This window comes from Chitinophaga sp. HK235, assembly GCF_018255755.1.
Lineage (GTDB): Bacteria > Bacteroidota > Bacteroidia > Chitinophagales > Chitinophagaceae > Chitinophaga.
In genome coordinates this window covers 3980232-4004299 of sequence record NZ_CP073766.1, presented here as the reverse complement: position 1 = coordinate 4004299, position 24068 = coordinate 3980232, and the positions used below count along the sequence as shown (strand labels likewise).

Sequence of the window (24068 nt, the reverse complement as noted above, 5' to 3'; positions counted from 1 at the left end):
GAAACCAGGGTAATGGATAAAAAGGGGCAATGGATGAAATGTAGCTGGCAATCTATTGCTGTAGGAAAACAAATTTGTTTTCGAAGAACTTTCCGATTACTGGTATGGGTTTATGCACACCACTATTGGCATTGATGATCCCGAATATCATAAATATCAGGGGAAGGATTCCCAGTATAGACAGTAACGCAGACAGTGCTGGTATAATACTCAGGAGTACCCCAACGGCCACAGACCATAGCAGGCTTGCTATCGCGAGACCTAGTGCCTGTTCGAGATGATACGTTACTAATGTGTCTTTGTTTTCCTTGTTCTTAACAAACGCGATGATCCAACCGATAATCGTGATGTAAGCGATGATTGCCCATTGTTTTGTTTTCATAGTTGCGCTGATGTTTAAAAATGATAAAAGGATAAAATAGAAATCAGGGCAAAGGTAGGCAGTGGGGCAAACGATCCTGTTTTTGTAGATACTACAGTGGGTCTACAGGGGGGTAAAAGGTATATCTACAAAAGATATACATCTCTTGTAAAAAATTAATAATCAATCAATTATGTTATTCGTTATTCGATGTTCGGCACCCCATCCGGACAGCTGGCGGCAGATAGGTACCAGTGATTTTCCGAGGTTGGTGAGCTGGTAACCGACACAAGGTGGCACACTAGCATATACATTTCTGATGATTAACCCGTTCTTTTCCAGGGCCCGTAATTCCAATGCGAGCATTCTTTCTGTGATTTTAGGTACCAGTTTTTTTAATTCACTGTAACGAACAGGTTCGTCGCCGAGGTTGGTGAGGATAAGCAGTTTCCATCTTCCACCGATGAGATCCAGTGCATAAGCAAGATCGCAGGTGTTGTTCAATATTTCTCTATTCAGACTGTTGGTAGAGGTTTCCTTTCTTCTGGTCATGGCTTACAATTTTGTTAGTACCATACAACCGGCTGTAGCCGCAGGTACGAAGATACTTACTCTCTAATTTCGCGGCAACATTAATAGAAGAACCATGAAAAAGCTGGCATATATAGGCTGTTTGGGCATGATCGGCATTATCACGACAGAGTTTGGGATCATTGGTATATTACCACAGGTAGCGGCCCACTATCATATTACGATTGACCAGGCGGGCATATTACTCAGTGCTTTTGCGCTGGTGATAGCATTTACGGGGCCATTTATGACATTGCTGGCATCTGGTTTTGACCGGAAGAAGGTGATGTTGCTGGCGATGGGCCTGTTTGTTTTGTCTGCCGGAGGATCAGCATTGGCGCCGCCTTTCTGGCTGTTGCTGGTGCTCCGGATATTACCAGCTTTCCTGCAACCGGTGTATATCTCTACAGCGATTGCGGCGGCGGTGGGTTCAGTCGATAAAAAAGATGCCCACCGGATGATGTCTGTTGTGATGGGAGGTATCAGTATTGCCACGGTGACAACGGTACCGTTGTCTACCTGGCTGGCAGGGCGATTTAACTGGGAGGGAGCTTTTGTTATGCAGGCGGGTGTGAGTATGCTGGCCATTGTGGGAATATGGTTGCTGTTGCCTCCGATGCCGGCAGGGGAGAAGAAGTCGTATGGAGCACAGCTGAAGATATTGGGTAGAAATGATTTTCTGCTGACCTCCTGTATCAACTTTGTGATGATTGCGGCCTGGTTTAGCAGTTATAGCTATTTCGCAGATTATCTCAACAAGGAGAAACATATGAATGAAGAGATGATCAGCAGTATGATGTTGTTGTTTGGTATTACCGGGGTGGTGGGCAACTGGCTGGCGGGCAAGGTAATCGGAAAGAATATGGTACTGGTGACGCTGGTATTGCTGGGAGGAACGATCGTTATTCCGGTAGCCTTATCCTTTTGTGGATATGAAGGTTGGCCGGTGGCAGGTGTTATTGCTTTGTGGGGGGTGTGGTATGCACCTTGTTTTTTTACTGGTGCGGCGAATATGATTTCGGCAGCGCCGGATGCGCTGGAATTCGCTAACAGTCTGGCTGTTTCGTTTGGTAACCTGGGTGTATCAGTGGGTACAGCTGTGAGTGGCATGGTGATCGCGACACATAGTGTGGCTTATGCTCCCTGGGTAGGGATGGTGTTTGGGATGGTGGCAATAGTGCTGGTACTGTGGCGGGGCGTGTTGCGTAGCAGGAGCAGTAACATGGCATGAGTGGCACAATGATTGTGCCGCGACCAGTATGAGCAAATCGATCTTTCCTATTATGATGCGTGCGGTTGGACTGGGCGTAGTGTCCGGCATGCGTAGTGTGATGGGGCCGGCTTTTGCCAGTCAATACGCCAATCGTTATCCTTCCCGGCAACTGAATGGCAGCCCGTTGGGGTTTATGCAAAGGGAAAATGTGATGCGAGGGCTGCAGACTATAACAGCCGGTGAGTTGGTAGCAGATAAGGTACCAGGTGTACTGGACCGTATTTCACCCGGAGGGCTGGTGGGCAGGGCTGCGGCCGGTGGACTGGCCGGAGCTACCGTATATCAGTCCGGCGGTGACAAAGCCTGGCGCGGTGCGTTGATTGGTGCTGTGGCGGCAATAGCTGCTTCTTACGCCTTTTTTTATCTGCGGAAATACGCCGGGGAAAAGTATAAGTTAAAAGATGCTTTCGCCGGTGGAGTAGAAGATGTACTGGCTGTAGGGCTTGGCGTAGGTGCTACTGCCCGGAAATAAATTGTCCGCAAATGAACGAAGGTGCATTGAAAACGGACAAAAATATTTCCTTATTGATTTGATTATCAGCTGTTTATTTCAATGGCATTTTATTGGTGCCCTGGATGTATCTTTCAAAAAACATCCTGCATGCTTCGTAATTATCTGAAAACCGCCTGGCGCAATCTTGTTAACAATAAAGTATACAGTGCGCTCAACATCCTGGGACTTGGTACCGGCATGGCAGTGGCTTTGCTGATCACCCTGTGGGTAGTGAATGAATATTCCTATGACCGGTTTTTACCGGGGCATGAACATCTTTACCAGGTTATGAAAAACAACCCTGATAACAATGGGGGACTCAGAACAGTGGGAACTGTATCTATGCCACTGGCAGATGCTTTGCGGAAAGATATTCCAGGCATCCGGTATGTGTCTATCACGGACTGGCCTTATAATCATGGTCTGATTGCCGGTGATAAGAAACTATATCTCCGGGGTAGTGGTGTGAGTGAAGATTATCTGCGTATGTTCCGCTTTACCATGCTGGAAGGCGATCCCAATACCGCTTTACAGGAGCCCTACTCCATCGTGTTATGTGCTTCCACGGCCAGAACATTGTTTGGGTCTGCAGATGCGATGAATAAAACTGTGCGCATCGATAATCAGCATGATCTGAAAGTGACCGGTATCATTCAGGACGTACCAGTCAATTCCACCCTGCAGTTCAAATATCTGATACCTTATACTTACCTGATACAGACACAACCCTGGATGCAGGCTGCGCGTAACGACTGGGGTGATAACGGTTCCCAGGCCTTTGTAGCCCTGGATCCGGGAGTATCCTATGCAGCGGTATCGGCACAGATCAAAAATATTATCCATCGTTATAATGCACAGAGGAATGAAGAGATTTTTCTGCATCCGATGGACAGATGGCGTTTGTACAGCAACTTCGAGAATGGGAAGGAGAGCGGTGGTTTTATCACTTATGTCCGGATGTTTACGCTGATTGGAGTATTGGTATTATTGATTGCCTGTATCAATTTCATCAACCTGTCTACTGCCCGTTCTGAGCGGCGGGCGAGGGAAGTGGGTGTGCGCAAGGCGATTGGTTCGGGGCGGCGTGACCTGGTGATACAGTTTTTGCTGGAGTCGTTGATGATCACTTGTCTGGCGGCGGTATTGAGCGTTGGAATAGTGCAGTTGGTGTTGCCGGCGTTTAACCAGGTGGTGGCCAGTGAGCTGCATATTCCTTATGAGCAGCCGTTGGCATGGGGTGTGTTGTCCTTGTTTATTCTGGTTACTGCAGCGCTGGCGGGAAGCAGGCCGGCTTTTTATCTGTCTTCCTTTGAGCCGGTGAAAGTGCTGAAGGGTGGCCTGCAGGCCGGCAGGGCAGCGGTGCTTCCCCGTAAAGTACTGGTGGTAGCACAGTTTGCGGCATCTGTGGCGCTGATCATCAGCACTATTATTATTTATCAGCAGATTCAGTATGCCAAAAAAAGACCGGTGGGTTACAGCACTTCCCGGTTGTTGTACACCTTTATGAGTGAAGATATGAAGCACAGTTACGATGCGCTGCGTCAGGAGCTGCTGCAGAGTGGTATGGTGGAAAACGTAGTAAAAGCCTCCAATCCGGTAACATCCATCTGGTCGCGTACTGTACTGGAGCAGTGGAAAGGTCATCAGGGAAATCAACCGCTGGTCGTTTCTCAGATTGATGTATCATCAGGTTATTTCAATGCGATGGGCATGCAACTGAAGGAAGGGCGTGACTTTCATGATTTACGGGCAGCAGACTCAGGTTATGTGATTATTAATGAAGCTGCCGTAAAACGTATGGGACTTACCGCTCCGGTAGCCGGACAGCAGATCAGCTGGAGAGGAGGGGAGCGTGTAGTCATTGCCGGTGTAGTACAGGATGCCGTGATGGAATCGCCTTTCAAACCGGTAGAGCCAGCGGTGTTCACACATGATGACCAGGATGCTACTACCTTGTTATTCCGTTTGTCTGACAAAACAGATACACATACCGCCCTTAAGAAGATCACTCCCATCTTCAATAAACATAATCCGGGTTATGCCTTTGATTATGTTTTTGCTGCCGATAGTTATGATAAAAAGTTTGATCTGGAGACGCTGGCAGGTAAGCTGGCCGCTGTTTTCGCAGTGCTGGCCGTTTTTATCTCCTGTCTGGGCCTCTTTGGTCTGGCTGCTTATATGGCCGCACAGCGGACCCGGGAGATTGCCATCCGCAAAGTGATGGGGGCATCCGTAGCGCAGTTGTGGTTATTGTTATCAAAGGATTTTATGGCACTGGTGTTTATTGGTTGCTGTATTGCTGTGCCGGTGGCCTTTTACAGTCTGCAGTACTGGCTGAACAAATACGCCTACCGTGTCAGTATTGGTCCGGGCGTGTTTATAGTGGCAGCAGCCGGTGCGTTGCTGATCACTATCTGTACTATCAGCTACCAGGCCATCAGGGCGGCGCTGGTGAATCCGGTGCGTAGTCTGAAAGCAGAATAAGTAAATTTGTTTTTATTAAAAAAAGGGCTACATTTGCGTCCCGTAAAAACGGTGCCTAATAGTATAATGGTAGTACGACAGATTTTGGTTCTGTTTGTCTAGGTTCGAATCCTGGTTGGGCAACATAAAAGGAAAAGCGCTGCAGTACAATACTGCAGCGCTTTTTGTTATTACCCATATCTTCTTTGAAAAAATCAATCCGATGGTTTAGTATTAAGAGAATTGTTGGTTATTTTTATATCCATTGACATCAATCCCTTTAATATTCCCGTTATGAAAATTAGTAACTCCAGTAACATGAAGTCCCTTCATCGCCGTGATATTTTTTTATAAGTTGATTCGTGTTGGTAATACCAGTGTTCTGAAACGATCGTTTATTGTCTGTAATTTTTTGTGAATGATGTTAAAATGATGGTAAGGAGTTGTCAGCATTCCTCCGTTGGTCATGGCAATATAATCCTGTTGATATTTTGCAATAGCATGATTGGGAGGCACAAAATTAATGGTGGATGGATGCAATGTAGTATAGTCAAATCCTTTCAGTCGTATCCAATGTCGCCGGTGGTTTTGAAGGGTGTTGTAAAATGCAGGATCATTTAGAATCTGGTTAGTAATTCCTTGTTCATCCATTTTGACAATATCGTAGAGGTGGCGTGAGCCTCGTTCGGAGCCGAGATTCTTTTCGGGAATCTTTTGCCCGACAATTCCTGCAAACTTCTCGTGCAGCAAAAATGTTTTCTCGAGGAATGTTTTTCTGGGTTGAGTTGTTCGGATCATAGAAGGTGTTTCCTCATATGCTTTATTGGGGAAATACTCCCATAATAGAGATTGGATAGGCCTTTCTTCATATGGTTCGGTCAGTGATCGTACGCTAAATTCAATTTTGACTTCGTCTTTTAGGTAGGGGTTAGGAGGGAATAGAGATTTGTAATGAAGATATAGTGTTTGAGGATCTTTATCCGGATGAGCAGTTTTGATGTCTTCAGCAATCAGCGTAAAAGCTTCAGGCTTCATCTCCATAGCCAGCAATGATTTTTCCAGTGCTTCTTTGAGCAACGTGCTAGTAAATCTGCACCCTTCTTTCTTTAGCCTTTTAACATAACTGTGGGTAGGTGTTGTCAGGTATTCTCTGCCAAAAGCTTCAGGAAAAACGCTCTATTAGTTTATATCCTTTGCTTAAGGAAGTGCCTCCTTTAAAAATAAAGTGAGGTGCATGGGCAGTATTGAAAAGAGCTTTAAGTGTTAAAGTCACCCACCAGTCTTTTTCAATGGCTTTTTGTATATGTGGGCTCTTTGCTTCTGCCTGTGCAAGTGCAGTCTCTCTCTGTTTATCTGTCAGGTTTAACCATCTGATCATCTCCTACAGCAATAAGTTTAATGATGAAATCATATATACGTGTAGGAGCCATAGCCAGATCTTTTACAAGTACAGATTTATTTTCGTGTAAGAGCAAATGTTTAAGTTTTTTAAGGACTTCGTCACTCAGCGATTCAGTCCCTATTTCCATCAGCGCAAGTATTATCAGGCTACTCAGCTTTCCCTGATAAGACATTTTTTTGGGAGTGGTATGCTTAAATTCAATGTAGGTTTTACCCATTTTGATTTGTCGATTTTCACCATCAGTTAGGTAGATCCGGCGGACGGGTACCTGGGTGGTGAGACCGAGGGCATGGAGTGCCTCGGAGCCGGTTGGCATAATGCGTACTTTTTCCTTTTGCGCGACGGCCTGAGCTACTTTTTCAGGATTAGGATATAATTCTCCAAACAAAGCATCCATTTTGGGGCGGTAATAAATGCCATGGGAAAGGCGGCGTAGCTTGCCTTTAGTGGTCAGGCGGGACAATGCCATTTTGATGGCAGTTGTTGAGCCAAGACCCCTGAAGTCAGCCGGGAATATCAATTCTCCCTTTTTAAACCGGCTAATCCTGTTTTCGATATTTTTCTGTACGCTTTCCATTGTTACAAAAATAGGGAAAAAAGGTAACAATATTTGTTACATAAAAATTTGGAAAAGGTAACAGTATTACACTTAAAAATAATGTTTTTAATTTTGATTGTTATTGTTGTGTGTTGGTTTTATGGAAAAGAGGGTGTTTTAGTTTACCGCATGCAATTTTATCTGGGGAAGGTGTTTTCTGATAACATCTATTAATTCAGCCCGACTAAATGGTTTAAGGATAAAATCATTTGCACCGACTGCTATAAAGCTTTCTTTTTCTGCCAGGAACGTTTCTCCGGAGGCGACGATGACAGGGATATTACGAAGGTTATTATCACTAGAGGCTCTAAGGATACTAAGAAACTTTTTCCCATCCATAACGGGCATTTTTCCATCCGTTATAATCAGGTCGGGTTTTATCTGTTTCAGCAGTTCCAGTCCTTCTGCGCCGTTTTCAACAAAATAGGGTTCGATTCCCATTGTTTTTATAGCCTCGCGAATAGCTATCTGATTTAATGAATCATCTTCCAGCACCAGTATCACATAGTCTTTATACATATCCTCTACTAACGGAGGCAGTACTGTCTCCATCACTTTCCTGCCTTCCTTCAAGGGAATACTCAGCGTGAAAATAGTGTTGTTGCCAAATTTGCTGGCAGTGATGGTGCCCGCAATTTTTTCGACCAGTTGTTGGGTGATAGCGAGTCCCAGACCGGTGCTTTCCGCGATATTCTCTTTATTGGCATGAGAAACGAATGGCTGGAAAATATCTTCCAGTTGCTCTTTGGGTAATGAACTGATATTATTCGTTTCAATGTTGATGTGATCATTCACTTTTAATACATTAAACCTGACCACTGCATCTTCAATGGAATACTTCAGCGCATTGGATGTAAGATTGTTGATGATTTTACTGATAATCGTTTTATCAGTAATGATGTATTCCGGTAGCCGGCTATCATAGTTCAGAATAATGTTAATCCTTCGGGAGGAAGCAATAGGACGTAGCATCAATATACATTCATTGATACATTCCCGGAGATTAAAACTTTCATTGTTTACTTCATTGAATCTTCCTTCTTCTATCTTGGCAAGGTCTAACTGGTTGTTAATGATCTCCCTGATCATGAGAGAGGCGATCTGGAGCTGCTCCGTTTCCTTACGGAAGGTAGATCTTAATGCAGGATCATTCAACAGTGTGAGTTTATCATTTAATCCTTCAGCAATACCCATGATGGAGTTGAGCGGCGTTCTTATTTCGTGGGTGGTTTCACGGAGATATTTTGTTTTGGATTCGGAGGCTTTTTTGAGCGTGTTGATATAGAAGAAGAGCACGATACCATTTAAGGTAGTTCCTGTGGCGATTACGATCAAACGGATAATCAGCAAGCTTTGGGGAAGGATGGTAATCGGAGGTAGCCAGTTGAAGATATAGTTGGTTTCCAGGAATATGACTGTAATACATACGTAACCCCAGAAAAGGTTCCGTATTTTTTTATTTGCGATAAGAAGGTGAGAAGCTCCCATCAGGAAGACTGTCAACAGTGGAATAGATGCTACGGGTCCCAGAATGATACCATAGAAGACGAAAGCAGAATTGAGTATGATGAAAAATAAAAGCACACTGGGTTTTAGCCCGATAAATTTCTTTATGACGGGTAAGGCAAGAAATAGTGTACCGATGAGTAGTTCAAGATAAAATGCTGGTTGAAAATCAATAAGATACCAGACAATCATTCCCAGTGTAAGGGATAACAGGGAGATGAGGATACTAATGATGTTGAAATAGATAGAGGGTTTATCTGAAGCGTTACTAAATGCCATGATGGTTTGTCACTATGTGAATAGAAGTACATCCGAATTTAAGTTTTTATATTGATAGTTGAATTTATATGGATTTTATATCCTGCCTGTTTACTGCTGATTAACAGAAGCTGTCAGAAGGGGGGATTAATCCCCTATTTTTCCGCAGGAACCAGCCTACATTTGATCGTCCATCATTGTTATCTGCTAATCTTACCATCTGCCTAATTCTTGCTTCCGAGCTTACTTCCGGTGAATCCCCTGGTGGCAGCCACGATATTGGGAGAATACGTATTTATATCAAGAGTTTGTCCAAAATAGCTATTTTCTGCAAAATATAACTGGAGATCCGGAATGCCTGGCCACAGATTGTATTTGAATGTTATGCCACTTACCAGCAATGCAATTATTTAATCATTAAACACTTACCCAAATGGAACAAACATTTGATGTTACTGCTTTGCAGTACCCCTTTCCCTGTGCAACTAATCCCCATGCAGCAGAAGTAGAAAGTAAAATAGGAGGATGGATAAAAGCTCACTATGATTTTCTTCCGGAAAAAGTAAAGAAGAAATATATGCATACCGGTGTAGGCCTGGCAGCCGGGTGTATGTTTCCAAGAGCGAACGCAGCACAATTAACGGCTATCAGCCGCTTCTTTTTATGGGCCTTCATTATTGATGATAGTTTTGAGTTTGCAACTGTAGAACAGATTGAACAGATAAGAGAAATAGCTTTACCTATTTTGCGCGGAAATTCAACTGGCACGTCAGCAGCCTTATATCATGAATTACCCATGCTGAGAAGAGAGCTATTGTCTTTTGCCAATGAAAGATGGATGAACCGCTTCTGCGACAGTCTGGACGTTTATTTTGATGGAGTAGGCATGGAAATTCCTTATCGGGTAAACCTTGTTTTTCCTTCTTTTGAAGAGTTTTATGCAATCCGTGAGAAAGCGGTAAATGTAGATCCACTTGTGGATTTTGCGGAAGCAATTACCGGTACTATTATACCAGGGGCTATTTTAGCACATCCTGTTTTGCAACAGTTGCGGCAGCTAACTTGCCGGATTCTCTCCTGGTGTAACGACCTTTTCAGTGCTCACCTGGAAAAAGGGAACGATGTATTGAATATTGTTCTACTGGTGGAATATTTCAGCCAATGCACAATGGAAGAGGCGTATAAAGAGGCATTAAAGATTCATGATCAGGATGTGGCAAAATTCTGCCAATTCAGACTACAGTTGCCTGATTGCGGCTTGTATCAGGAAGCTGTCATGGATTATGTGGAAAACCTGGCGCTGATGATCCATGGTTATCTTCACTGGACCCTTCTGTTCACACAAAGATATAAGGCCAATGGTCACCCGTCCAGTGAACTGAAAGGTGATAAGTTGCAGGTTACTGTATGATCCTGCTCAAAACCTGATGCAGGGCCCGGAATTCGATGGGTTTGGGTATAAATTCAGAAGCTCCTGCTGCCATCATTTCATTACGGGATTCCATAAAGCTATCTGCTGATGTAATAATGACGGGGATGTGACTGATATTTCTATCACGACGGATATTCTTCAATGTCTCTCTACCATCCATGATTGGCATCTGTGTGTCCAGGACAATAAAATCCGGCCTTTCACTCCTGGCTTTGCTTAACCCATCTTTTCCATCAGCGGCTTCATATAATTCACAACCAGCTTCTCTCAGATATTTGGATAAAATCATCCGTGACATGCTATCATCATCAATTACCAGTACACGCTTACGGTTGAGATCACACAACACTTCGGTGGGCTGAGTGGATTTATCCGGTGATGCATCGGTTTGTATATTGTTTAGGCTGATGGTAAAGACAGAACCTTTTCCTTCTTCACTTCTTAATTCCAGGTTACCATTCAGCATTAATGCCAGTTGTCTTGAAATATAAAGACCAAGTCCCGTACCTTCTATAAAACCATTACCAGCAGTAACAAATGGCTCAAATATAGTAACCTGTTGTTCGGGGCTAATGCCTTTTCCCTGGTCTTCGATAACGATAAAGAAATCATTGTCTTCCTGGTATAATTGAATCGTTACCTTCCCATCTTCCTGAGAATATTTAATAGCGTTGGATAATATATTGGTGACGATCTGAGTAAGTTTAATCTTATCAGTAAATAGTTTTTTGGGTAAGCTGGATTCGTCCATGATTAGCTCCAGTTTTACTTTCTGCGACCGGGCCAGATAATAATGCATTTGTACCAGTTCTCTGATCCAGATGGCTGTGTGGAAGTAAACATTGTGTACATTTTCTTTTATACCAGATTCGATTCTGCTTAACTCCAACACATTGTTGACAATATTTTTTGCAAAAATACTGGATGAATTCAGGTGAGTAACCAGTTCTTGTATTTCGCATAAACTGGTTGTACTACCATCATAGTTGGCTAGTTTGGTTTCCAATAATTGTCCGATACCGAAAATTGCATTTAACGGGGTGCGGATTTCGTGGTTTGTTTCGCGGAGATAAACACGTTTCGCCTGATTGGCAGCTTTCAGTTGCTGTACCATGTCTTCCAGTGAAGCGGAATAGCTTTTCAACTTGTCATACCACATTTTTCTATCTTTCACGTAATAGAGAATTACGATTGCATTAAAAGAAAGAAAACAGGTCAGAGCTGTCCATCTTAAAAAAAACTGATTGCTGATTGATAACTGATAAGGCTGGAAGAAACTTTTATAGAAGTTCAACTCCATAAAGAACAAGGTCAGCACAGTAATAAATATGCCCATCAGACGCTCTTTGGGATCGTTATATACCAGCAAAGTAAGACAGAACAAAAATACACATATCAATGCCAGGTTGATATTCTGTCCCAATATGATGTCGAAGTATAAAGCAGTTACACAAAAAATGAAGAGCACTCCCAACCTGGCAAGTCTATAAACCCCTTTTTTGTTCAGCCAGACAAGTATCAGAAAGCTGATACCTTCAAGTTGAGCAGGTATAAGTATACCAAGTAATCGAGTATGATAATATAATAGAGCACTTATGCTGATAGCTAATATAGCGGTAAACAGGGATACCGTGTTGATGATACGGACATTTTTACTGTCTTCTTCTGACAGACCTGTCGTACCCGCCTGGGTGAGCGATTTAATACTTCTCAGTAACGCCTGGAACATAATTGTAGGTTTTCTCGAAATCAATATACAGTTGTAGCCTTATTTTGAGGTCGTTGGTGTGTTTCCACATGCTAATTTATTCAAATTAAACATAAAATAGGAGAGTTGGCAATTAATTGTAATTTAGTTGCTTATAGTTAACTAGTGATGCCATGTCCGACGTGATTACGTACCGTTACCCAGTCCCTTCTGTACTCCATACCGGCGCTGCCCCCGGACTTTTCCTGGCAGGATACAGTGAAATTGAAAAAACGGCCGCGCCTTCGTTTTTCCAGGGAACCCTTGAACAGCCTTATATTACGGCGCGTTGCCTGATAACACTGGCCAATGTGGTGCGATCGGGTTTTACGCTGACGCCTGCGCAGGCGGCCTTTACAAAAGATCCGATTGTGACAGCCGGAGCCAGCAAACTGCGGTTTGAAGGTTTCTCCCAGTGTGCGGGCGTATATGCGCGGGTGGATGTGCTGCCGGGCGGCCATAACGGCTCTTTTCCGGCCAATGGCACGGTGAACGTGGATTTTAATCAGCCGATGATAAACGCGTTGGGAGCTATCGGCCGTAATGATACCATGCAGCTCACGGTGGGAGCCCGGGAAATCAGCCTGCAGGACCAGGAAGGAGGAATGGTCACCGAAAAGAAAGTACCCCTGCCTATAAAATGGATCAAAGGGTTGACCACTGTGCAACTCTTCCTGGCGGCATCCGACCAGCGATATACCTTCAATAAAGTGCAGCTGCGGCAGCTGTTTCAGGGACTGCCCAACGGCACCGTGAAAGCAGATTATTACCTGATGGTACGCAATAATAAACCTGTGCTTTCCCCGGTAAAAAACGCGCAGGCCATCTGTATCGGAGGGGTACACCGGCTTCGGTTGCTGGAGCCGTTGTTGCCGCTGGCAGATGAGCTGCAGGTATTTGCTCATCCTGATATGCAAAGTACCACCTGGCAGCTGGTTTTCGGGAATGTCCGGTTTAGTCTGAGCCTGTCGCGTGAGGCCTGGCGCGGCTTTTCAGGCGAAGGTGCCGCATTGGACGCGCTGATTGCGGATGTGCCGGACCACCTGATTGCCGCACTGGATAAATATGGTTATGCCAATCAGGAGTTTAATGCTACGCTACTGGCGATAAAGGAACAGGTCAGCTTTGAGCAGATAGACCAGCTAACGGCCAGATTGGCCGCTATGGGCCTGTTGGGATATGATCCCGACAATAACCATTATTTCTATCGCCGGCTGCCATTTAAACTCAACAGGATACTCAGTCTCAATCCCCGCATGAAAGAGGCTGAGCAGTTGCTGGCAGAAGATAAAGTAGCGATCATCTATCAACAGTACGATAAAGTGGAAGCACGGGTTGCCGGCTCCGGTGTCACGCATACGGTAACACTGGACGGCGACAACGCCCGCTGCACCTGTACCTGGTTTGCCCGCCACCAGGGAGAACGTGGCCCCTGTAAACATATTCTCGCTGTACGTAAAAAAGCCAATTGATCATTAACCCAAATAAGTATTGTCATGACACACCAGGAAGAACTGGAGCAGCTTTTGACCATGGAAAGGGACCAGGATATAATACCTTTTCTGCAGAAATTATCGCCGGAAGAAAGGAAGACGTTAAGACCTGCCTTATCCAAACTAGTGACCTTTTACACAGAACTAGTTCCAGTAGCCAACAATAGCTGGCGTACCAGATTAACCATACGTCAGTCTGCCATGCTGACTATCGCGACTTTCGTTTGTTATGATAAAAAAGCTTTCCAGGCAACCTCTTTCCACTTTACGCTTTTCCGGGAAAACCTGCTGGAACAAATAGTTTCCTGGTATGTGCCCGACTGGTTCAATGAATGGATGCAGGAAATGGCTGAAAAAGAAATACTGCCGGGAGATGTGAAATATACTGCACTGATGGAACTGCATGCTGGCGGGTTTCTAACGCTGACACCTCAACTGATCACCAACAGATTGCCTGCGGCCATCTTTGTATATGAAGGTAAAAGAACACATTACAGCCCCGACGCTTTGTTTCAATATCCGGAAACAATGTCCGAACATTTCTGGTATCTCTTTGAATATCCATCCAATATACATTTCAGCGATCGGTGGCAGAATGTTGCCAATAAAAAAAGTATAACAGAAGAGCCTAACTGGAAAGGACTTATCCTGCGGTATACCGGTGATGGAACAATCGACCGCATGCGCGTGCTGGCGGAATGCCTGAACACCGCCAACAGAGGCTTTAACAAGTTGCTGACAGGATGGTTTCTGGACCTGTTGATATCACTGAAACCCACTCAGGACGAACTACTACAGTTACAACCGTTGTTACTCCTGACCCTGGACTCGCCTCAAAGCAAGGCGGTGAACACAGCCCTGAGCTATCTCAAAATATTATCTGCTGAAAAAAAATTCGATCATCAGGCCTTCTTTGATCATCTTCCGCAGGTGATTGCTATGGATAAAAAATCCATGCTTGTCACCACTATTCAGATATTGGAAAAAGCCGGCAAACAACATCCGGAGATAAAGGAGCGGGCCTGTATAGAGCTTTGCCAGGCTTTTCTTTCCAAAGACGAAGATACGCAGGCGAAAGCTGCCAAACTGATATTACAATGGGGCGATAAAACATCAGCAGCTTTAAAAGAGCAGCTGGGCCAATACAGCAGCAGTATGCTGACAAGTACCCGCAACTCCCTGCAGGACTTTATGGACAATGATATGCAGGAAGATACGATTGCCGCGGAAGTGATAACGGAACAATTACCGCTTATCGGAGAACATAACCGCATTGGAGCAGAAGACCTGGTATTCTTTGCCAGTCAGGCTTTTGAAAACAACGCCCCTCATCATATCGATCTGTTGCCGGCCATGTTGTTGTCTGCACAGGGAACTATCACAACAGACGTGTTGCTGCAGCTGGAACCGGCTTTCCAACGGGCTGCCGTTGTTTTTAAACGTCCGCCGGGTACTGCCGGTCAGCTGGACGTGGCCATGTCACTCTTTTTCCTTAACTACGGCAAATGCATGGCCGATACTAACGCAGACTATACCGCACGGCTAAACGAAATTAAACAATCGCAGCACTGGTGGCGTATGCGTCGTGAACTGCCCGACCTGGCACATTGGAAAACTTCCCGTACAGAGAACGGCATCTATATACCCCATCGGAAACTGATGGTGCTGGCGCTGGACAAAATAAAGCAGGGAGATACTTTGCCTTTGTTGTCTACTCCTACCCATCAACCGGCATGGATAGATCCTGTAATACTGGTGCAGCGGTTGCAGCAATACCAGCAACAGCAGGCAGTGCCTGATATGCTGGACCTGCAGGTAGCTATTTCCCGTTGTGCTTTGCAGGACACCAGCGATGCGCTGGCCCTTGTAAAACAACTGCCGGAAGATGAATATAAACGGCTGCTGCTGTTTTTACTGGATGCGGAGGCCCTGCCTCAAGGTCCGTTAACGCTGGAGGCGGCATGGATGCAGGTCGGTCTTGTCAAAGCTCCGGAAACCGTTTACGATGCTTTTGCCGGTTTTTCGTATAACCGCTTGCCGGGAGAGCTGCTGACTGGCTGCTTTAAATGGGAGACCGGGAAAAAGCCCTACAGGGCATATGGCGAATATAACATCAAGACCCATGAGTATGATCGTTATTGGTCAGAAGAAACCGTGATGGATATAACTTTTCCTGAAGCTGAAATACTGAATGGCCCTTCGCCATTGCTGCAGGAATATCTGAACGGTGTAGGTAAATACATGTCTGTTTCCATTACTGATGTGGCCCGTATTTTACTCCTGATGCCGCATCATCCGGATATATTCCTTGCCCGGATTATGGCGTCCTGTCAACGTTCTTCCGGTTATTATGAGGTACAGGAGACCAGTATAGTGATGCAGGGCATTCAGATGTTGCATGAATTGGACATTCCTGTGTCTGATATCATGTATCTGTTTGTGGCCCTTTGTATGTTGCATGGTGACAAGACCGTACGGAACTACGCGGCCGAATACTGGAACAGCCGCATCTCCGGCCGGATCAGCAGTCAGCGCCTGGGGCAGACAATAGGCCTGCAGCAGCGGGTGGCATGGGCACCACTAAAGCGGTTGACAGACCTGCTCAGCGCCAATATGCAGATCAGCCGGCAGCATAATGAAGCACTGGAAGTATTGCTGACAGCCTGTCTGGAGTGTTTTGAAGAAACGCCGGTAAAAGACCTGAAGAAACTGCTGGAAGTGTATAACGAGGTGCTGGCTTTGAACGGCAGCAGTATCAGCAGCCCGGTGATTGCTTCGCTGCTGGCCGCATGGGAGGGCAATGCTACGCTGAAGAAGACTGCCAAACAACTGCAGCAGCTGGTTACAAAGGAATAGCCCATTTTTCTGTGTAATTTTAGGGAAGAAATACCAGACCTGATATCATGTCTCATGCAAAGAAGCTGATAGTGATTGTACCGATGGAAGGTACGTCCCTGCTGGATGTAGCGGGGCCCTGTGATGTGTTTTCACAGGCCAGCAAGATACTTCAGAGTGATCCCCTGCGCGAAGATGAAGGGTATGAAATACTGCTGGCATCGCCGGCAGATAGTGGTCATCTGAAAACGGGGAGTGGTGTGGAGCTGGTATGTCCGGTAGCAGCCACCGACCTGGACCGTCCGATTGATACTTTGCTGATTGCCGGCCTCGGGAAGGAATTCCTGGAGAATCGCCACCATGATTTTTACGAATGGTTACATAAGATATATCCCAGCCTGCGTCGCATAGGCTCTGTATGCATCGGAGCCTATGCGCTGGCAAGGGCCGGGATTCTGAACGGCCGGCGTGCCACGACCCACTGGCAGTACAGTCAGGACTTTCAGGAACAGCACCCTGCTGTAAAGGTAGATACCAACCCTTTTTATACCCGTGACGGGAACGTATATACGTCGGGCGGGCTTGCCTCTGGTATTGATCTGGCACTGGCGCTGCTGGAAGAAGATTATGGCCGGGAAATGGCTGCGCAGGTAGCAAAAAAAATGGTCATCTACCTGAAAAGACCTGGTTATCAATCACAATTCGGGGAGCTGCTGGACAATCACCAGCTGGCGAATACCATGGCCGGCAGGCTGCGTCCCTGGATGCTGCAGGAGCTGAACAAAGACCTGAGCGTAGAACGCCTGGCCGAACATATGAATATGAGTCCCCGCAATTTTGCCCGCGTTTTCCTGCGGGAAAGCGGCCTTACCCCCGCCAAATATGTAGAAAAGCTACGGGTGGAAACAGCCCGTAAATACCTCGAAGAAAGCGACTTCAGTATGGAACAGATCGCAGAAAAATGTGGCCTTGGCGGTATGGTTTCCATGCGACGGGTATTTCTCAGACATCTCTCCGTTTCCCCCAGTGATTATCGCCGCACTTTCCGTACTGCCCTGTATGCTTAGCGGTTGGCAGAAATTGTATATTTTTCGTCATTTGAGACAAGTGGTTGCCAGGGTACTTTTGTAGTGTAACCAAAATTGTTCAAACGATGAAAATAGCTATCAACGGATTTGGCCGTATCGGAAGGATGACGTTACGGGCATTGCAACATAAAAACACAGAAGTAGTGGCCATCAATGACCTTATGTCTGCTGATATCCTGGCTCACCTTTTCAAATATGATACAGCACATGGTAAATACCCCGGTACTGTTACGCATACAAACACCCACCTGATCGTTGACGGAAAAGAGATCCTGCTTACTAATGAAAAAGATCCTGCCAACCTGCCCTGGAAACAACTGGACGTAGATATGGTCATTGAATCTACGGGCAGGTTCACCCATCGTGACCAGGCCCAGGCCCATATCCGCGCCGGCGCCCGCAAAGTGTTGATCACCGCGCCCGCTTCCGGAGGGGTAAAAACCATTGTGGTGGGTGTAAATGATAATATCATCACAGCGGAAGATGAAATTTTATCTACTGCTTCCTGTACCACCAACTGCATTGCCGTACCATTATTTCTGCTCGACAAAGAGCTGGGTATCGAATCCGGTTTTATGAGCACCGTACATGCTTTCACCATGGACCAAATGCTGCAGGACGGACCACATAAGGATTTCAGAAGAGCAAGAGCAGCCACTCAGTCTATCATCCCTACCACCACCGGCGCAGCCAAAGCTATCGGAGATGTATTACCAGACCTCAAAGGAAAGCTGGATGGAGTTTCCTATCGTGTGCCCGTGATAGATGCCTCTATTGCAGAGCTTACCCTCACTGTGAAAAAAAATACTACCGCAGCAGCTGTCAACGAATTGCTTAAACAGGCCGCAGCCAACGATTTGAAGGGCATACTGGAATATACCGAAGAACCTTTCGTTTCAGCAGATTTATTAGGCAATACACATTCCTCCATCATAGATGGTGCACTGACCAGAGTAATTGGTAACCTGGTGAAAGTGGTAGCCTGGTATGATAATGAAGTGGGGATATCTAACAGGATAGCGGAACTCGTAACCGTTGATGCACTTGATTTTGCTGATGCTCCTGATACACGGAGATAGGAGCGGATTGATAATATTTTTTGATAAAAAAACACCCATTGATTTTGATGTCAATGGGTGTTTTTTATTTGTATTATTCTTCTATATCAATCTTCCTACTATTGATAGTTATAGTTATCCCAGTAAGGCAATACTCCTCTCTTATCCGCTGGTACCCAGAAGATGGGGGAGGTGGTATTGTTTTCTCCGGCTACTTTGGAGAAGTTGTCCGGGTTGTTGGTGAGTTCTATAGTAGGGTAGTGTACTCTTTCCGGCATGGGTTTCCATACGGAGCTATGCCAGGTGAATGGTTCGAGCTTAGGGTGCCGGGTTCTTCTCAGTTCGGCCCACAGTTCGTATGGTTGCAGCAGATTGAGGTGGATGTATTTCTGCTGCATGAGAATTTCCATTTTATCATCCAGTGTAGCCGCAGCCAGGAACTGAGCTTTGATCTTTTCTCCCCAGGCATCGATAACAGCGCCGGTTGGTCTGTTGGGATACAGGAGAGAATCGATGGTACCTCTTTCGTAGGTGCTGAGCTGGTTGATGGTATACCAGAAATTGATGGAGTGTACTACTTCATCCTTGATATGTTCTTCCGCAGCTTTGCCGGTATTCCCCAGATTTTTTAATGCGATCTCAGCGAGCAGGAGATCCACTTCACCTTGTGAAACCATGTACACCGGCATGTTTTCATTGCGGTGGAAAGTAGCATGGTTGTAGGTGGATTTGGCATTCCGTTCAAGGCTGAGTTTAATATTATCTGCATACGCATAATACTTCTGGCCGCTGTTATAAAGTGCGGTCTGCTCTTCTATATTGGCAGAAACGCCACGATAGTCTTTATACTTGGTAGGCATGGCCAGTACGGGCAGGCGCGGATCATCGATACCTGGCTGATAGGTAGAGTCACCATAGTTCAACCGCTTCATGATGATGTTGGGAATGAAGGATGCGTAGGTGTTTTCATAAAGGCCACGCTGCCAGGTGCCTCCGCCCAGTACATCTATCTTATACCACATTGCCCAGTTCAGATCTGCGGCAGGCAAGGGTTTGCCCAGTGCTTCCTGGATCAGTGGTTTAGCAAAAGTTTCGTCTACACCAGCCATGCGCACCAGCAGTTTCAGGCGGGTGAAGTTGATAAAAGCGATCCATTTGTTGATATCGCCTTTAAATGCATAGTCCTGCTGACGGAAAATAGTTTTTGCCGGGTCAGACATCTGATTGTAGGCATTGGGCAGATCATTTACCAGTGTTCCCAGGTCTTTGATGATAGATACATATACCTGTTTCGCATCATCATATTTTGGGAAGAGATGTTCTGTGCCGCCTTTTACGCCCTGGAAGGCATCAAAGTAGGGGATGGAATTGAAGAAGTCCACCAGTTTGCCGCATTGGTACAGCTTTACAAAAGTGGCCAGTTTAAGGTATACGTCTCCATCGGCTTTCAGTTGTCCGGACCTGAGGTCTACAGAGTCTTTGATCACTTCGTAGTTTTTCAGTTTGGTGTAACTGTTTTCGAAGAAAGACTGTTGGGAGATCGGTGTATCATCAAAGCCGTTGCCGCTTACCAGATCGTTGTAGCTGCTGAACCAGTCGTACCGGTAAGAAACATAACGCTGAGCTACCTGTTCGTAGCCGGTGATACCGGTACCGGGGTTCATCAGGTAATACCATTCTCCGTAGTCCTGTACAAAAATTTTGTTGTTGGTGATCAGTTGTGTGAACAGGCCGGGGATGACATCGGTAACGTTGGCATTGAGCTTGTCCGGATCATAAAATCTGCTCTCCACATCTTTTTTGCAGGCGGTGAGACCAGTGAAGGCCATCAGTGCTATATATAAGTATGATTTTTTCATGTTTGTCCATTTAAATCGTTAGAAAGCTACATTCAGCCCTAAGGAGTAGGTCCGCTGGGTTGGGTAGATAGTATTTTCCACGTAGGTATCGGCACCCAGTGCACCTTCAGGATCTATGTTAGGAATGGATTTGTAGAGGTAAAACAGGTTACGGGCTGCTGCGGTCAGCGTAAGACGCTGCAGCTTCATACGTTTTACCAGGTTGCGTGGTACTTCATATGACAGGGCTACTTCCCTCATTTTCACGTAGTTGTTTTTATACAAACGGTCTGGCGGGAAAGAGGTGGCCAGGTCGTTGGCATAGCTCATGTAGTAGGAGGAAGCATTGGTCATCTGGGTGTTGGGCACGGATTTACCACTGGCATCCTGCATTACGCCCGGCAGGATGATACCGTCGTGATATACTTTACCGTCGCGGGAGGCAGCAGGAGCGGGATTGTTATGCTGCCAGGCTACCTGATTGCCGCTGGCATCGAGGTAATAGGCGAGGCCGCCATGTGCTTCATCTCTGTATTGCAGGGTGCTTTCCAGCTGACCTACACCGGTAAGGCGGTTGTTGGTATAGGAGAAGATGGTACCGCCGGATTTATAGTCGAGACCTATGCGGAGGTTGAGGTTTTTGTAATTAAAATCGGAGATGATACCACCATAAAATTTAGGCATGATGTTACCGGCAGCGATTGTTTTCTGGTTGTTGAGTGAATACATACCGTTAGAGCCGACAATTTTGGTACCGGCATCGTCACGGAGGTAGTCGTACATCATAATATCACCATAGGGGCGTCCTTCATCTGCATGGATAGATGCAGCGGAGCCGTTGATCAGGTTGGAGATGGGATTGTTGACAACGCCGGGATAGAGTTTTACGACTTTAGAACCCTGGCTGGCGGCGTTGAGGGTGATATCCCATCTGTAGTTTTTACCCATGAGCGGTGTACCGGTAAGACCCAGTTCGAGGCCCCATGCCTTCACATCGCCTACGTTTATTTTCAGCCCTGAGGAGCTGGAGGCGGGAGAGATCGGGAGGTTAAAGATCTGGTTATAACGGTGATTGCTATACGCAGAGAAGTCGATGGTCAGGCGGTTATTCCTGAAGAAAGAGTTGTTGATACCGATTTCGAATTCTCTTTTGCGCTCGGGTTTGAGGGCACCGGGAAGGATGGCTTCGGGCGGTGTGATAGAGAGCGCAGTGGTGCCGGACAGGCGGGTGAAGCTGTACAGGTTGTTGGCGAAGTAACGGTTGGTACCGTTACCTACGTCGGCCCATGACAGGCGCAGTGTACCACTGTTCATACCAGGTACGGTGAAACGTTCGGTATAGTTCCAGTTGAGGGCTACACCCGGGTAGAAATATCTGTTATTTGCCGGAGGCAGGGTAGAGTTCCAGTCCATGCGGCCCTGCATTTCAAGGGTCAGTTCACTTTTCCAGGAGAGAGAGGCAGATGCTAACCAGCTATAGAGCACATCATTGCCTCTTCTGAAGTTTCTGATCTTATCCAGATTAGCAGCAGAAGCAGTACCCGCTTCATTGTTGAAAGAGTAGAGGTCTGCGAAGTTGAGGCCACCAACGACGTTGCTACCGATATAATCGGAGGAGCGTAAGCGGTAGGCGCCACCGGTATAAGCGAAGAGGTGCAGTCTGTCGGCCATGAAGGAGCGGTTGTAGTTCAACAACGCCTGATAGGTTTGTACCGTAGCATTTTCCTTGGCTACGCCAAAACCACCACCAGCTACGCTGGGTAATACTCTGGTCACACTTTTTTCGGTGGTATAGGTGGTATTATCATAGTCCAGACCAGCCTGACCTACGAGGAAGAGGTGTTTGGTAAAGTTGAGGGTAGCTTTGACAGAGGTGATCATATGTACCTTGTCATCCTTCAGGGAGTTTTGGGAACGGTCCCAGAGGAATCCGCCGAGGTTGGAGAAAGCAGTAGGTACGCCTGCATTGGAGAGGTCGCGTTTATAACCTGTCTGGTCGGTATAGAATGGGAAGATGCGGTTATAGTCGTAATCCAGTGGCAGACCCCATGCTACGGAACCGTCGTTTGAACCGCGGCGGTTCATGCTGGTAATGTTGTAGATGTTGGATATCACTTCGAAGCTGGCGAGGTCGGAGGCTTTGATGTTACCATTGAAGCTGAAGGTATTTCTTTTCTGCCAGGAGTTATCGCCGCTGATATCCTTATAGTAGTAGTTGGTATAGGAAGCGCGGACACTGCCTTTATCGTTGCTGCCGGCGATGGCTACGTTGCCGGTGGTAGAGTGTCCGGTCTTGAAGAGGGACAGGAAGTTGTTGTTGTGCGGTGAATTTTTAACCATAGCACTGTCATAGAACATAGCATCAGCGCCGTCGAATTTAGGACCGAAGCTGAAACGTCTGTTGGGGATGGTACGGACTTGTTTACCGTTGACAGTAGCATAGGTGGTATCGTAAATATTATCACCGAGGCCGTACTGGTTTTGCAGTTTCAGGTAAGATACTGGTTGTTCTGCAGTATATTGGATAGAACCTGTCATGCCCATGCCGGTGGTATTACGACCGCTTTTGGTGGTGATGAGTACCACACCATTGGCTGCATCACTGCCATACAGTACGGTTGCTTTCGCGCCTTTGAGGATGACCATTGATTCGATATCGGCCGGGTTGATATCGTTGATACCGGCGCCATAGTCGAAGCCCTGTCCTGTAGTACCGCCGATGGATGTTTTACGGTCGCTGAGGATAACACCGTCTACCACAAACATCGGACGGATGTTCTGGTCGGGGTTCATACTGGCAGCGCCGCGGATGTTGATTTTGATACCTCCCTGCGGACCAGCGGCCCCCATGTTCACGCCTACGCCGGCAGCTTTACCGTAGAGGGCGAGGAATGGGTTCATGGTAGCACCGGCTTTGGTGAGTTCTTCCCCTTTGATGGTGCTGATCGCATAGCCCAGTGTGCCTTTGGGGCGTTTGATACCGAGGGCTGTCACCACCATTTCATTAAGGCCGTTGGAGGCGGCCTGCATGATTACGGAGACGGTGTTGGAGCTACCTACGGTAACGGTGGTGGGCTGGAAGCCGATAGAGGAAAACACCAGTACCACGTTGCCTTGCGGCACTTCAAGGCTGAAGCGGCCGGAAGCATCGGTGGCACCACCGATTTTGGTGCCTTTTACCAGGTAGGTAACGCCTGGTACAGGGGTGCCGGTGCTGTCTTTTACCACACCGGTAACTTTTCGTTTATCCTGCTCCGTTATAGCGGACAATGAGCTGAGTTTTTCAGCTTTTTCTTTTTCCTTCAGGGCGATCACTTTACCGATGATCTCGTAGCTGAAAGGTTGTTCTTTGAATAATACAGACAGTACCTGTTCAAGTGAAGCATTTTCGATGTGTATATCCACCGGTCTGCTTTTTTTCAGCAGCATGTCTTCGTACCAGAAGTTATACCCCGACTGTTTTCTGATGTCTTCGAAGACGCTCAGTAGCGGTGCATGTTTGCGGGAAAGGGTGATCTGCTGGGACATAGACCTGGCACTGATTTGCAGGCAGGCGACTGTCAGTAACAGTGTTACTATTTTGAGTTGCATAATCAATCTTTTTTTGATTGTCAGATGGACACCTGATTTTCTGCGGATGAGTGAGCGATCAA

Annotated in this window: 17 protein-coding genes and 1 tRNA gene; 9 read left to right on the top strand and 9 right to left on the bottom strand. The window is 46.3% G+C overall.

Annotated elements, in window-relative coordinates; all coding sequences use genetic code 11:
* Window positions 1-52 precede the first annotated feature (52 nt).
* Complete coding sequence (locus tag KD145_RS14385) at window positions 53-382, bottom strand: DUF4870 domain-containing protein (protein WP_212006546.1); 330 nt, start codon at window positions 380-382, stop codon at window positions 53-55.
* Window positions 383-544: 162 nt separating this feature from the next.
* Window positions 545-913 (bottom strand): helix-turn-helix domain-containing protein, encoded by a 369-nt coding sequence (locus KD145_RS14380; RefSeq protein WP_212006545.1) that lies wholly within the window; start codon window positions 911-913, stop codon window positions 545-547.
* 94 nt (window positions 914-1007) lie between these two features.
* On the opposite strand from KD145_RS14380, the gene KD145_RS14375 reads away from it, so the two are divergent.
* The 4 genes from KD145_RS14375 (at window position 1008) to KD145_RS14360 (ending at window position 5304) form a co-directional block, all read left to right on the top strand.
* Entirely contained in the window at window positions 1008-2162 is a 1155-nt protein-coding gene (locus tag KD145_RS14375) for an MFS transporter (RefSeq protein WP_212006544.1), read from the top strand.
* Between the two features lie 52 nt (window positions 2163-2214).
* A complete protein-coding gene (locus KD145_RS14370; RefSeq protein WP_212006543.1) occupies window positions 2215-2676 on the top strand; it encodes a DUF4126 family protein in 462 nt (153 codons plus the stop codon).
* 129 nt (window positions 2677-2805) lie between these two features.
* Entirely contained in the window at window positions 2806-5181 is a 2376-nt protein-coding gene (locus KD145_RS14365) for an ABC transporter permease (RefSeq protein WP_212006542.1), read from the top strand.
* A 52-nt stretch (window positions 5182-5233) separates the two neighbouring features.
* A tRNA-Gln gene (locus KD145_RS14360) sits at window positions 5234-5304 on the top strand.
* Between the two features lie 204 nt (window positions 5305-5508).
* On the opposite strand, the gene KD145_RS14355 is transcribed toward KD145_RS14360, so the two are convergent.
* From KD145_RS14355 to KD145_RS14340, 4 genes are all read right to left on the bottom strand, one after another.
* On the bottom strand, window positions 5509-6237 hold the full coding sequence (locus tag KD145_RS14355; protein WP_212006541.1) for a nucleotidyl transferase AbiEii/AbiGii toxin family protein: 729 nt from the start codon (window positions 6235-6237) through the stop codon (window positions 5509-5511).
* Between the two features lie 85 nt (window positions 6238-6322).
* Window positions 6323-6538 (bottom strand): nucleotidyl transferase AbiEii/AbiGii toxin family protein, encoded by a 216-nt coding sequence (locus tag KD145_RS32490; RefSeq protein ID WP_212006540.1) that lies wholly within the window; start codon window positions 6536-6538, stop codon window positions 6323-6325.
* Window positions 6510-7139, bottom strand: coding sequence for a DUF6088 family protein (locus KD145_RS14345; RefSeq protein ID WP_212006539.1), 630 nt, complete (start codon window positions 7137-7139; stop codon window positions 6510-6512). Before KD145_RS14345 ends, KD145_RS32490 begins: the two co-directional genes overlap by 29 nt.
* 138 nt (window positions 7140-7277) lie before the next feature.
* Window positions 7278-8945 carry a response regulator gene (locus KD145_RS14340; RefSeq protein WP_212006538.1) on the bottom strand — a complete coding sequence of 556 codons (1668 nt, stop codon included), beginning with the start codon at window positions 8943-8945 and terminating at the stop codon, window positions 7278-7280.
* A 412-nt stretch (window positions 8946-9357) separates the two neighbouring features.
* On the opposite strand from KD145_RS14340, the gene KD145_RS14335 reads away from it, so the two are divergent.
* Window positions 9358-10335 carry a hypothetical protein gene (locus tag KD145_RS14335; protein WP_212006537.1) on the top strand — a complete coding sequence of 326 codons (978 nt, stop codon included), beginning with the start codon at window positions 9358-9360 and terminating at the stop codon, window positions 10333-10335.
* Here KD145_RS14335 and KD145_RS14330 read toward each other — a convergent pair.
* The gene (locus tag KD145_RS14330) at window positions 10325-12085 is read right to left on the bottom strand and encodes an ATP-binding protein (protein ID WP_212006536.1); all 1761 of its coding nucleotides are present in this window, start codon (window positions 12083-12085) and stop codon (window positions 10325-10327) included. The two genes, KD145_RS14335 and KD145_RS14330, sit on opposite strands and share 11 nt — an antisense overlap.
* A gap of 152 nt (window positions 12086-12237) precedes the next feature.
* Between KD145_RS14330 and KD145_RS14325 the strand changes: the two genes are divergently transcribed.
* The 4 genes from KD145_RS14325 to gap all read left to right on the top strand — a co-directional run bounded on the left by KD145_RS14325 (window position 12238) and on the right by gap (window position 18598).
* Window positions 12238-13575, top strand: a complete 1338-nt coding sequence (locus KD145_RS14325; RefSeq protein ID WP_212006535.1) for an SWIM zinc finger family protein — start codon at window positions 12238-12240, stop codon at window positions 13573-13575.
* A 24-nt stretch (window positions 13576-13599) separates the two neighbouring features.
* Window positions 13600-16452 carry a DUF6493 family protein gene (locus tag KD145_RS14320; protein ID WP_212006534.1) on the top strand — a complete coding sequence of 951 codons (2853 nt, stop codon included), beginning with the start codon at window positions 13600-13602 and terminating at the stop codon, window positions 16450-16452.
* Window positions 16453-16499: 47 nt separating this feature from the next.
* Window positions 16500-17498, top strand: coding sequence for a GlxA family transcriptional regulator (locus KD145_RS14315; RefSeq protein WP_212006533.1), 999 nt, complete (start codon window positions 16500-16502; stop codon window positions 17496-17498).
* 86 nt (window positions 17499-17584) lie between these two features.
* Window positions 17585-18598: a type I glyceraldehyde-3-phosphate dehydrogenase gene (gap, locus tag KD145_RS14310; RefSeq protein WP_212006532.1), complete on the top strand. Its 1014-nt coding sequence runs from the start codon at window positions 17585-17587 to the stop codon at window positions 18596-18598.
* 98 nt (window positions 18599-18696) lie between these two features.
* Here gap and KD145_RS14305 read toward each other — a convergent pair whose 3' ends face one another.
* Window positions 18697-20436 (bottom strand): SusD/RagB family nutrient-binding outer membrane lipoprotein, encoded by a 1740-nt coding sequence (locus KD145_RS14305; RefSeq protein ID WP_212006531.1) that lies wholly within the window; start codon window positions 20434-20436, stop codon window positions 18697-18699.
* Window positions 20437-20454: 18 nt separating this feature from the next.
* The gene (locus tag KD145_RS14300) at window positions 20455-24006 is read right to left on the bottom strand and encodes a SusC/RagA family TonB-linked outer membrane protein (protein ID WP_212006530.1); all 3552 of its coding nucleotides are present in this window, start codon (window positions 24004-24006) and stop codon (window positions 20455-20457) included.
* Window positions 24007-24068 lie beyond the last annotated feature (62 nt).